Here is a 13054-nt window from a genome sequence, read left to right as displayed (position 1 = left end):
AAAATCAAATCTTGATCTTGGCACCCATGAGCTTCACGAATTCACGGACAATCGCCGTATCGCCAGGCCATGCCGGAGCGGTAACCAGGTTGCGGTCCACCACAGCTTCGTCCACGTTCACGGCCACGTACTTGCCACCGGCAAGAGTGATGTCCGGACCCACGGCGGGGTAAGCGGTAGCCTTGTAACCCTTCAGCACGCCAGCAGCGGCGAGCACCTGCGGGCCATGGCAAATCGCGGCCACGGGCTTCTTGGCCTTGAAGAATTCCTTCACAATCTTGAGCACGCGTTCGTTAAGGCGAATGTATTCCGGAGCGCGACCACCGGTAATGAACAGGCCTTCGTAATCCTTCACCTTCACCGCGTCGAAATCAGCCGTGAGCGCGAAGTTGTGCCCGCGGGATTCGGCGTAAGTCTGTTCGCCCAAAAAATCGTGAATTGCAGTAGCTACCGTTTCGCCAGCCTTCTTGTCAGGGCAAACCGCATCCACCTGATAGCCCAGCATGGACATGGACTGGAATGGGACCATGGTCTCATAGTCTTCGGTAAAATCGCCACAGAGAAGCAGAACCTTCTTTGTCATTACGTACTCCTGATAAATAGTTTGTTTTCTTTTTTACAACCAACATAAGTTGAGTTATAAAAAATACATCAAACGTTACAGGAATGTACGTATATAATTTTTAACAAACCACCGTTTGCACTAAGTTCCGGAGAACTTGGGCATCCGCAACAGGTGCGTCATGCAGGGCGGCCATTCCTCTTCGTAATGGCTCACCAAGATGATAGTCGTCTCCTTCGACAGGAGCTGCAACAAATCGAAAATCTTCTTGCGGTATTCGCCCTTGAGCCCCTGCGTGGGTTCGTCAAGCAAAAGCACCTCGGGCGGCCGGATTGCGGCACGCGCCATGAGCACCACGCGCTTGTCGATGGGTGAAAGATTGCGGAAGCGCGCATTCACATCTTCAAAGCCAAGGTATTCGAGCCATTCCTTCGCCTTCGCGCGTTCTTCCCAGGTGGTATTCTCCGCCTTGCAGAGGTTCGCGGTAAAGCCCGTGCACAAGACCTCCTGCAGACTAAGGTCTTCGCGGTACTGGAGCGCCAGCTCCGGCGAGAAGAATCCGAGTTTCGCCTTGTGTTCCCAGATGTTCAGGCCACAGCCCGGGCGCATCCCTAACAAAGTAATATCGTTCTTGTAGATTTGCGGGTGGTCCGCGGTGAGCATCCCGAGGAGCGTACTCTTGCCGGCTCCGTTCTCGCCCATCACCGCCCAATGTTCGCCTTTGCGCACAGTCCAGTTCAGGTTCTTGAGCACGGTCGTATCGCCGAACTGCACGTTCACGTTCTTCAGGTCGAAAAGGATTTCGGAATCCGCGCCGTTCGTTTCGGCAGGCTCAGCAACCTTGCCAGCGGCATCGCTTTTCACCGCCTTAAGTTCCACGATTTCGTAGTCCTTCAGTTCCTTCTTCGTGTACTTCGGTTTCGCGACTTCGTTCGGCAACGAACCTTCATACTGCGTGAAGGTCTTGTTCGCATACACGAACGCAGGAATCTCGGGCAGCAGTTCATCTTCGCGGGCAAGGCGCACCGCCACATTCAGGCCCGGGCGCTTGCAAAGTTCCACGACGCTTGCGGCCAGGTGCCGGCGGTACTCCGGATCGAGCCCTCCGAACAAATCGTTGAAATAGACCCATTCAGGATTTTCCATCCACATGCGGGCCAAGAGCACGCGCCGCAGTTCACCGTTCGAGAGGCTCAGAAGTTTGCGGTCCAGAATCTCTTCCGAAAGGTCAGCAATCTTCAGCGCATCGCCCAACTTCTCGGGGTCGATTTCGGGCCAGGCCATGTCGTCGATATAGCGGTCCGTCTGCAAGAAGAACTTCTTTTTCGAAAGCAGGTGACGCACCAGCGGCGCCTCCTCGTCGTGCAGGCTGATAAAGCGCTGCTGGAAGAACGGAGCCAGCGCATGCTGGATCTTCCGCTGCATCGCCTCCGACATGGTGGAGACATTCTTCCGCTGGTTCAAAAAGTGAGTAATGACCCGGTCCAAGTCCTCGCCCTCGGTGCTAAAAATCTGCACCTGCGGGAACATCTCTATAAGGGCCTCAAAACGTTTGAATTCCATGCGCCCAAATTTAGAAAAAAAGCGAGCAATATCACTCTTGCTTCGGAGTACTCCGTTTCGGTTTCAAATGCTTATAAGGATTATATGGTTCCATGCATTTTTGAAAATTTTCAAGTTTCTCATTCGAATAGACAATTCGGTGCATAGCAAACGGGAAGTAATACCGCAACGCCCGATTTTCATCTTCGCTTTCATCCGTTATCGTTTTTAAACGTCCTGTATCATCGTAATCAAATTTGAGTTTTCCGACTTCAACTCTTGATTCCAAATTGACAGGAACAAAAAAGAACGGGAACGTTCTCCTATAAGACTCCTGGAATTGTTCATAAGATTTGAGTTTTCCGTTTTCATCATAATTATGCCTTATGATAAATGAATTGGGGGAAAAACGCATTCCAGGGAAAAAGGTTTCTTCATAGAATAAAGAATCCAGCACCACGTTGCCAGCTAAATCAAAAAGCTTCGCCTGGAAAGTCACAGACTCATAAAAATCGATCCTTTCCGAAGTCTCCTTAATCAATTTCCCATTCTCATAATAACGGGTTATTTCCCTTTCATAACGATCGGTCCCGTAATTGAGTATTTCACGATCTTGTTTAAACTTTCTCTTGTAAAAGCCGACCTTCCGTCCCGATTCACTAAATATGTTCACATTGTAGTTCGCCGTATCGTCCGAGGAATATTCATAGCGAAAGACTTGACCATTAAATTCATACTGGACTACGCGCTGCAAACTGTCAAACATCATTTTATCCGCATGGAATTCGTTGCCCACATACAGGGAGCCCTCAACATAAGTTTCTCGCGTTCTAGAAGTATAACCGAGCAGTTTTCCTGAAACCGAATCTAGTTCCATTCTATTTTCGCTAATCACCTTGTTGCAGCGTCCGTCACGCCACTCGCAAGCAACACATTCCGTCAAAATTCCATTCTTGTGCCGTCCCACATACAAACTAGAATCACCGGAAAAGCTAGTTTCCAACACAACAACAGAATCCGCAGATTCTGCCTTAATCGTTTTTGAAACCCGAAAGCAACTATCATCTTTTAAATACCGTTTTGAATACCGGGTAATTACAGTTCCCTCGCCCCACTTTGAACGGAGTTCCCCCTCCAGAGAATCCTTTTCGTACCGTTGCGTAAACCTATACCCCGTAATTTTTCCGGATTTACCGTGCATTCTGAACAAGAAATCAACCGCAGAGCCAATTTCCATAAACTCTTTCGGGTCGAGATTATCCTCCTTCAACTGATCCGGCAATTCTCCGCAAACAATCCCCTTCGGCAAGGTCTTCGAAAATTGCAACATATTCAGCGCACTCTCCGGGCCACCGGATCCATCACCCGACAAGAAAAAGCCCGGGTCCAAGGATAGCGCACGATAAATATGATAGCCGCAAAACGCAGCAACAAGCAGAAGAGGAGCAGATACAATCAGCAGAATTTTAAAGATTTTTTTCATCTTGGCTCATCCAAACGGGATTTTCCCTAAAATACCTTTTTTTGCATCAAAAAAATACCCCGGCCGTGAGGCCAGAGAGGTTATTGATTTTACCCAATAAAATACAAAGTATTTTGTTTGTATTACAGAATGTAAATAAAATTATGCACACAAGATAAATTTTTGTTATTTCAATGCTATATATTAAACAAAGTATTCTTAAAACAAAGGAAAAATCATGAGTTCCAAAAAAATATCAGCAAAAACAATCAAGAAGATAGCCGCCAAGAAAGCAAAAATAATAGCTAAAAAAGACACCAAAAAGGTCAAAGAAGAAACCATCACCAGCTTGACCAAAAAGGTCCCGAAGATTGTCCATTTCGACGATATTCCGTCTGTACAGGGAGAACCTCTCAAGTACTCGACCTTCAGGAGCTTCGTTAAAATGTCGAGCATCGGGATTATCGAGCCCTCAGAAATAAAGGCCTACGCCATCTTTTCCTATAAAATAACACCGGACATCCACAAGGTTGTCGTCTCCGGCTTAAAAAGCAGTATTGCAGCAGATTCAAAATTCTCGGAAAGCGTCCTCATCGGGCTTTCCACAAAAGATATCACGCCAGAAGTCGATTCCTCCAACCTCAGGGAATCCATCAAAAAGCAACTGATGGAAAATGGCATCACCGAAGGGGACGCCGACAACCAACTTGCAGACACGAAAATAAGCAAAAGAATCAAGGATTGCGCCGACCCGTTCATTGGTTCGAACACCATCTTTTTGCAATCCGTAATTCGCATCAAGGAATACGCAGAAGACAAAACCTACGAATTCAAGATCCCGCCTGCAATTTTCGACGGGAGAAAAGAAGCCTACCTTTTCGTTTTCTGCAATAGTACGCCCAAAGTCGTCCCCTTCACCTACCCCAAAGACATTCCCTTCTTCTACGAAGAGCCTGCGGCAGAAGCCCTTACCGAAGGCGATAGGCTTCTCAAATCTACGATACACTTCGGCGAAGTCCGTCACAAGGGGAAAGCCTTACCTGGAATCTACGTTTGGCAAAAAATCTGCACGAAGGTAAAATACAACAACGAAGATATTCAGAACCACCCAGCCTTTTTCATAGGCCTAACAAAGAAAAAGGATTTGTCGCCAGTATTTAAAATTGTCGATAATGATTTATTAAAAAAAGCGCCAAAGAAGACCATATCCAATACAGTGATTCACGCCGTTTTCCAGAAACTGCTGAAGAAATACAAGATTACACTATTCACCTGCGACATCAAGGTTCCGGTTTACCCCAAGGATACCAACCAATTCAATTCCTTTGTCTGGAAATCGAACGTACTTGTCACAGACGAGCTCATCGAAAAAGACACCTCGCACCCCAAAAAGCACAACAATTACCGCAGCCTTTTCGACAACTGTAGTTTCGAAGAAGCCTACAACAGTCCAGCAGCATTTTCCACAACCACAGCCACCTACGCAGCAAAACAATTTGCAAGGCGACTCCTCGCCCAACCCAAGGGCAAAAGGAGCATATCCATTGACGGATTCCTGTGGCAGCTCATGGGCGGAGCCATCTTGGATGCGCAGGAAGGCACCTTCATCCACAAGACCATCGACAACTTTAACGAAGATCGTACCGTCTATGGCGACCAGAAAGAGCTTCTTAGCAAAAGAGACCTGCGGTTAACACGCGACTACATCTTCTCCATGGTCTATTCCGGACACGCGCAAGATACCGCACAAGATACATTCAGCGGCGAAGGCTACCTCTTCTTCGATTCTCCCATCCATTACAATCACCCCAAGGTGATACCCGGACGAGAAATCGACCCCGAATTCCTCGAAGCACTGAAGAAAAACGGGAATGACCTTGCCGAATACCTTATCACCTGCAGGGAGCGCGTCAAGCGCGCAAAAAAATACTTCTCGGAATGGCTGAACATCGGCGACCCCGACGACCCCACCGACCTGCGTCCCTCTTCCGGATGCCACGCCGCGCAAGATGTGCTGCACGACATATTCAAGAAAATCCATAGCTTCGGCATCGACATCGACTACGCCTACTCCGACCTGGAAAGAATATACAACACCGCATGGTTCACAAAAACGCATGGTCGCATCGAACACTGCTATAGCGGCAAGACCGACGATTCGGATTGTTTCAACATAAGCCTGTACCAGACTAACGGCAAACTCGATTTCACAAAAATGTGGAACGCCATCAGCGATACCGAACGCTTCCAAAAGGAAATCCTACCCAAGCTGGAATCCAGAGGGTTCCATTCCTATCGCTCCTACCAAGCCTCCGGTGAAATCTTCCTTTCTGAGGTCAACAAGGCCAAGTGGGATAAGACTCCGTCCCAAAAGCCAAGTTTCGGATACTGGAATTTCAAGGATTTCGCAACACGCCGCGAAATCAATATCTGGGATTGCGTCATGATGGAATTCACTGCGAACCTGCAGCAAAAGTACATCATGAACGACTTATGCAAGCTTTTCCCGAACGCGAAGTACAGCACGTACGCCCATTACACGACAAAGGGATATTCCCATTATGGAATGTACGGCTTGTTCTACGAACCCTGCCTAGGCGGAAGCATCACCCTCCCCCAGAAGATGAGCTCCAACACTTCCATATACGGTGGGTATCCAAGCGAAGGCCACTGCAAATTCAATCTTGACGATTACCGTTGTTACGTCAATGACTATTCCGCGTTTGCGCTTTTCAGATACGAAATAAACCACATGCGTGCCGTCAAGAACGACGCCCAGAACGGATTCATGCCCTTCTACTCGTGCAAATACTATCGGGATTATCACGGCGCCAAAAACAACTACGATCAGAGCACCTACTACAAAGACATCCTTTTCCATACCTGGCTTTGCCAGCCGGACAAGATGATCGCCTATTTCCATTTTGACGATACCGTCGCGGCAGGGTTCCAAAAGCAGAATCTGACCAAAAAGGATTACTTCACAAAATGCTACGAGGACACCCAGGCAATCCTTGACGAGCTCAACGCCATCGTCAAGAATCCCATTGTCAAGACGTTACCGACACCCATCGTCAACGAGAACGCCCCGTACGTACTGACCGGAATCGAAACGACAAAGGAAAGGATATGGCGATTGACCCTCGATTCCACAAAGAAGCAGACTCTCCCCAAATCAAAACTAGAGCTGCGTCTTACCATCGGGAACAAGGTCATTTCGTTCACCAACCCCAAGTTGTGTATAAAAGACAAAAATGGTTACTGGATTATCACAGCCAAGAACCAAATGCCGGTCATAAAGTCACTAGAACTGCTCCCCTCGTATTACACGGAAAAGCCATTCGATAGCGAACCCAAACTCTTCTCGGGCCGTACTTTCAAACACGCCCAAGGAGTCACGGTCTTCGGAGAAAACGCTCCCGACCAAATATGGGAAGCAAAAATCAAGTTCGAAAAAGATCCGAAAGACGGTACGATATTCAAGATACCCCTGTCAAAGCTGACCGGAATCAAGGCGGGCGTTTGGTACACCTTCACGGCCAACGTCAGCATGCCCAAACCCGCCAGCATCTACGGGAACCTGGTAAATCGAAGCGACAAGCGCACCGAAATAACGCTCACTTACACGGGCAACGGGGTAACCAATACATTCAATTACAGCCTTTCGACCGACAACAAATACGCGCCCATAACCGATATCGAACTTGCCACCAATACCTCCGGAAATGTCGAGTGCGAATACTTCAAAATCAATATTGCCGGGATGAATATCCGCGCCGACATCTTCCGCGTAAGCGATGGCGTGAATATAACCAGGGTGAATAGAAGCATTAGCGAATTCAAGGACTACAACTTGACCAATGCCCGCTGTACCGATCCCCTTGAAGTGAAGGTTTCCTGGTTGAATGCAGAAAATTCCACCGAAACCTATACCGTGTGGGTCAAAAGCATAAAGAATATGATCGGAAACTTTGGGTCGGAATCGAAGCTAGCCACACTCAAGGTAGGCCCCAACAGCCAAGGCTACGAGGTTTTCCCTCTGCAGCTAAAGAATAAGGGTATCAAGAGCATCGACATCATCATCAAGGACAGCAAAGGCAACATCGTGTTCAATATGACGAGCGTAGTCAAGCCTCTCATTCGGTTATAATAGTTCAAAAAAACAGTAGCCAAACATAAAACTCCCCGGAGCAATCCGGGGAGTTTTTGGAGTGTGGATGAATTCCTGCTAGAACTTGCTGAAGAAATCCCACGTGGTCTCGGGTACCCAGGACTTGTTCTGGCCCGGATCCTTGTGGTCCCAGATGTGGCCACCGCTCTGCGTGCACCAGCGGACGGGGAAGCGTTCCTCAACGGTCGTATAGTCATAGCACTTGTGGGCCGCATTGCGCTGGGCCTCTTCGGCCCTTTCGTTCTTCGCCTTGCCGCCTTCGGAATTGAGCGTCAAGATGATATCGCGTGCGGCGCGTCCCATCTCGGGAGTGCAAAGACCGTCATCGAGCCCGAGCACGCCCATCCAGCCGATGCCCTTGTCCTCTCGCTTCGGCAACCAGATGTTGCGTTCGGCAGTCTCGTACACGGCCACGGCGCGGAGCACTTCCTGGTGGTTCCACGAAAGTCCGTTGCTGAACATGGAGCCGTAGCTGAAGCCCGTAGAGAACACGCGGCTGGAATCGATACAGAAGCTGCTTTCGAGCATTGCGAGAAGCTCGTCGAACAACTGGTAGTCATCCTGAGCCCACGGGGCCTGGTTTCCGTTGCCTTCGGGCGCCACGAAGATGGCGGTCTCGTTCTTGTCGAGCGGCTTCAGGCCATAGTAGCCTTCGTCCTGCACGCCGCCGGCCCAGCCGCCCATGCACTGCATGCCAAAGATGAGCTTGTAAGGTTTGTTCTTGTCGTAGCTCTTGGGAACGTCGATGCGCACGGTGCGCGTACCCTTGCTCCACTTGAATTCGAAATGGGGCTTGTCGCCGCGGTACTGGTAGTTGAGATTGGGGGCATCCTTGCCGCAACCGCTCGAAGGAACCGGATCGTTCTTGAGGCCCCAACCGTAGGCGTACTGCGGCTGCGGCGGAGCGGTCTTCTTGAGCGTGAGCGCGAGAGTCGTATCGAGATTGTTGAGCTTCACGTTGAGCGTATCGAAGCCGTCGGCGACGACGCGCAGGTCATCGGAATCGCCCACCTTGAGGAGCGCCTTCGCAGACGTCTTGCCGCCGAAAGCCGCATTGAAACTGCCGTCGGCCGTGAAACGGAAGCTCTGGTACGCGGAACCGACACGGACATGCGCCATGTAGACACCGCGAGCCTTCACGGAAGCCTTCATGTCGATTGTTCCCGAACCGTAGAGGGTCTCGTCGAGCAAGCGGTTGCCGACCATGTCGAAAATCTGCACATGGACTGGAGAGCCCGAACCCTGCGAGAACGAGAGCACCCCGCCGTTCACGGAGAGAAAGCCCACCGAAGCTGCGCGCTGCTGCAGGGCATACGGACCAGATTCATCCTGATGGATGGTGAATGCGCCGGAAGCATCGGTCTGCGTACGCAGCCCCTTGGCAATGAGCGAAACGGCAGCCTTTTCGACAGGCTTGCCGGTTTCGTCCTTGACCGTTCCGGAGACAGTAAAAGCATATGCCGCCGTAGACAACAAGAGTCCCAGCGACACACTCGCGATAGAAAACATCCTCATACCATACCTACCTTGGTGTGTACGTTGAATCTATATTCCTGCAAGGAGGATATCCATCGCTACACCCAAAGTAACATTGACAAAAAATCCATGTAAAAAAATTTACATGGATTTTCCGTTTTTTTCGCGAATTTTCCTATTTCAATTCGACCAGGCCCTTTTTCAGGAAGACCCCGTCCACATCGAGCCGCACAACGTACCTTCCGGGCGGCAGCGAATTCAGGTTCACCGCCACCGCGTTGCCGGCAAAGAACTCGCTGCGCTTCAGGTGCCCCTGCACGTCGAACACGCGCAACACCTTCAGGCCCGCAGCCGGAACTTCCGCATGGACAACGCCGGCCTCCACGCGCAACGCGCCCGCCGGCACAGGCATGCCCTGCAAGGCCACCGGACCCTCCGAACTGGAGTTTCCCGCCATGACGACGCTGCTCGACGACATCTCAGAACTGCTGCTCGCCACTTCCGACGAACTCGAGACCGGATCGGGATTGTCCCATTCCACCTTGAACGTCACCGAGGAATCCCCCTCGACAATATCGTAAATGCGCAATCCGAGATCCTCTCCCTGATAGGTGACGAATCCGTCGAACTCCGTGACGCCCTTGCGGCCCGGGAACGGGTCCCCTTTCAAGTTCGGGTCGTCCTGCGCGGCGTACCGCTGGTTATCCATCGTAAAGTCGTTATCCGCGCGGTAGAGGTACATGTGAAGATTCTTGCCGATATTGACCTCGTTTCCGCCCCACGCCGTCCTGCTGTAGTTGATGCGCCAAATCAAAAGCCCGCTGCTCGGCATGGGCGCAATTGAATCGTATTTTGCGCGGTAGTCGAGTATAAAGTAATCCTTCTTGTTCGTCGACGGAATCAGAATCGCATCGTTCTGGTCAATTCCACGCAGAGTCACCTCGCCATTCACCTTCGGGAGAATCCGCGGGGTCAGCCACCCCAGCGAAAACCTCTCGAACCCGTTCAGGCGCGGAGGCGCGCTCCCGCACATATACTGCACCGTGTCAACCGTAGCGAACGGGTTGAACGGGTTGTACGAACCGCCCGACGAACTGGGATAAGTATTGTATTCACCCAGGTCCATCAGGCTCCAGACTACGGGCGTTGAATAATTCTGCGCGTCCGTGATATCGTAAAAATCCGGCAGGCCGAGCACGTGGCTGTATTCATGAACAAGCACGCCGATTCCCGCCAGGGTGCGCGAAGGAGTCCTGGGATGGTAAATCTGGCCGTACGTGTACATCATGCCGTTAAGCTCGCCGGAACACGCATACGACGAAATATACAGCGGATTCGACCTGCTGCCCAGATTTATCGTTGGCCAAACGTCGCCCGCCTGCGGCCATATGGCATCCTGCACGTCCGAATCCGCGGAGCCCACGCCCGCATAAATCATGTACACGTAATCCACGGTCTTGTCGTGGTCGTTGTCGTACTTGCTGAAGTCGATATCGCCCCGCTGCTTGATCAAGTTGATGGCCTCGGTGAAGGCCGCGTCGGGAGTCTCTTGCGTACCGTAATACGAGCGCGTTTTAGAAAGCGTCACGGGCGCAGCCACGTCAATCGTCGGCTTGAACACGCCCATGGAATTCTTGACAAAATATTCGCGCACGCTCCAGCGCATCCCGTTTTCGGAATAGCCGTCCTCGTTCATGTAGCGCAAAAAATCCTGCTGCGGAGTCGACGACAGAAACTTGATATCGCTAAACTCCACGAGAATCACCAGCACGTTGGATTCACCCATCGTTATGCTCTCGTCAAATTGCGGACGGGTCGCACGCGAAAGGACTTCTTCCAGCGTGTTGGCCCTGGCACGAAGCGGAGCCGCCTTGCGCAGCGGCATCACCGAAACGGAATCCCTCTTTTGCAGCTGCAGTTTGCGGGATTTCAGGAACCTGTCGATGATTTCCTTGGAATTGTGCTTTTTCAGAAATTCATTTTCGCCCTTTTCGCGTTCACCGCGCCTGTGGACGCGCATCCCGGTAGGCTTGCCCGCCGTATCCGCATAGTTCCAAAAACCGAGACTGTCGCGCACGACGAGCTCGTTGTCTTCCGTTACCGTATAATGGAGTTTCTCGTTACCGACATTGCGAATCACCACGACCGAGCCGTCCGGGTTTTTCACCATCATCGGGAACGGACTCGCCGGGCCGGCAAAACTCACCCCAAAAAGCGAAGCGACGGCAATCGCAATCAGAGGACAAAACTTGTAAAACCACATTCGCACACCTCTATCATAAAATAAGCTAAAAGGCACGACAGCGTTCTAATTTTTTTGCACGTCAGGAAAACTTTAGTTTCCAAACAGACCAACATCACCCGAATCGGGAACATCCACCACGAAAAAAAACGGGGCAGAACAGCGTCGTACATAGTCGCACGTTCATATTTAACGCATTTTAAGCGTAGAATATAAAATCGCACTTGGTTAGAGCAAGGTAAGAGGCCTAAAGGGCGCTCGAGGGGCGCATCCGCCAGCACCTCAAAACGACGCAATCGGCCACAAAATTCTCGCCATTTTCAGTATTTTCGCCCATTTCTACGCTCATTTTGCGTAGATTACACAACTTTTTCAATTTCCGTATATTCATCTACTTGACCATGCGCATCCTAAAACCTATGTTTGCGGAGCAATTAACAATCAACCAAAGAAAAGACCATGTACTACGAAACAATCAAAGTCCTCGACTGCACCATCCGCGACGGCGGCCTCGTCAACAAGCACGACTTCTCCCTGGAATTCGTCCGTCGACTCTATACACTCCTCACCGCAGCCGGCATCGACTACATGGAAATGGGTTACAAGAACTCCCCCGAACTTTTCGACCCGAAGGAATACGGCCCGTGGAAGTTCTGCGACGACGACCTTCTGTGGAAAGTGAAGGACGGCATCGAATCGAACATGAAGATGGCCGTGATGGCCGACGTGGGCCGCGTGAACATGGACGCCGTGAAGCCCGCCGCCGAAAGCCCGTACCAGATGTTCCGCGTGGCCAGCTACGTCAAGAACATCGACAAGGGCATCAGCATGGTGAACGCCTTCCACGACATGGGCTACGAGACCACCCTCAACATCATGGCCGTGAGCCGTGACCGCGGTCCGGAACTCGACGAAGCGCTCCACCAGGTGAACGAAGAATGCAAGGCCGACGTGCTCTACCTCGTCGACAGCTTCGGCGCCTTCTACCAGGAAGACATCGACAAGGAACTCGCCCGCTACAAGAGCATCGTGAAGAACAAGAAGTTCGGCTTCCACGGTCACAACAACCAGCAGCTCGCCTTCAGCAACACCATCCAGGCCATCATCAACCACGTCGACTACCTCGACGGCTCGGTGTCCGGCATGGGCCGCGGCGCAGGCAACTGCACCACCGAACTCTTGCTCAGCTTCCTCAAGAACCCGAAGTACGACCTGCGTCCGGTGCTCGACGCCATCCAGGAACTCTTCCTCCCGCTGCAGAGCAAGTACGAGTGGGGCTACATCATCCCGCAGATGATCACGGGTATGCTCAACCGCCACCCGCAGGATGCCATCGCCGTCCGCAAGACCGAAGACAAGGACAACTACCGCAAGTTCTATAATCATATGATGAACGACTAATAATGAGGCGAGACCTGCACAAAAGCACTAGTGCTTTTGTATAGGCGAGCCGATAGATGAGGGACTGCGAAGCAGTCCCCTAGGAGCCGAGTGTCGCGGAAAAATGCTTGCATTTTTCCATGACCGAGGCGACGAGTTGTGGACTCGCGAAGCGAGTCCCACAACTAGGAGGCGAGTCCCACGACTAATCTTGAGGCG

General features: G+C 51.2%; 7 protein-coding genes. 2 read left to right on the top strand and 5 right to left on the bottom strand.

Annotated elements, in window-relative coordinates; all coding sequences use genetic code 11:
- Positions 1-4 precede the first annotated feature (4 nt).
- From IK012_RS03255 to IK012_RS03245, 3 genes are all read right to left on the bottom strand, one after another.
- Complete coding sequence (locus IK012_RS03255) at positions 5-583, bottom strand: DJ-1/PfpI family protein (RefSeq protein ID WP_173384586.1); 579 nt, start codon at positions 581-583, stop codon at positions 5-7.
- 120 nt (positions 584-703) lie between these two features.
- Complete coding sequence (locus IK012_RS03250; protein WP_290950423.1) at positions 704-2125, bottom strand: ATP-binding cassette domain-containing protein; 1422 nt, start codon at positions 2123-2125, stop codon at positions 704-706.
- Between the two features lie 31 nt (positions 2126-2156).
- Complete coding sequence (locus IK012_RS03245; RefSeq protein ID WP_290950421.1) at positions 2157-3587, bottom strand: hypothetical protein; 1431 nt, start codon at positions 3585-3587, stop codon at positions 2157-2159.
- 217 nt (positions 3588-3804) lie between these two features.
- Here IK012_RS03245 and IK012_RS03240 point away from each other — a divergent pair, with 217 nt between their 5' ends.
- Positions 3805-7716: a hypothetical protein gene (locus IK012_RS03240; protein WP_290950418.1), complete on the top strand. Its 3912-nt coding sequence runs from the start codon at positions 3805-3807 to the stop codon at positions 7714-7716.
- Between the two features lie 78 nt (positions 7717-7794).
- On the opposite strand, the gene IK012_RS03235 is transcribed toward IK012_RS03240, so the two are convergent.
- A complete protein-coding gene (locus tag IK012_RS03235; protein ID WP_290950415.1) occupies positions 7795-9252 on the bottom strand; it encodes a carboxypeptidase regulatory-like domain-containing protein in 1458 nt (485 codons plus the stop codon).
- A 136-nt stretch (positions 9253-9388) separates the two neighbouring features.
- Positions 9389-11476: a M6 family metalloprotease domain-containing protein gene (locus tag IK012_RS03230; protein ID WP_290950413.1), complete on the bottom strand. Its 2088-nt coding sequence runs from the start codon at positions 11474-11476 to the stop codon at positions 9389-9391.
- A gap of 438 nt (positions 11477-11914) precedes the next feature.
- Between IK012_RS03230 and IK012_RS03225 the strand changes: the two genes are divergently transcribed.
- Positions 11915-12856, top strand: coding sequence for an aldolase catalytic domain-containing protein (locus IK012_RS03225; protein WP_290950411.1), 942 nt, complete (start codon positions 11915-11917; stop codon positions 12854-12856).
- Positions 12857-13054: the final 198 nt, after the last annotated feature.

It is taken from the genome of Fibrobacter sp., from assembly GCF_017551775.1.
GTDB lineage: Bacteria > Fibrobacterota > Fibrobacteria > Fibrobacterales > Fibrobacteraceae > Fibrobacter.
This window is presented reverse-complemented; position numbering and strand designations above follow the sequence as displayed.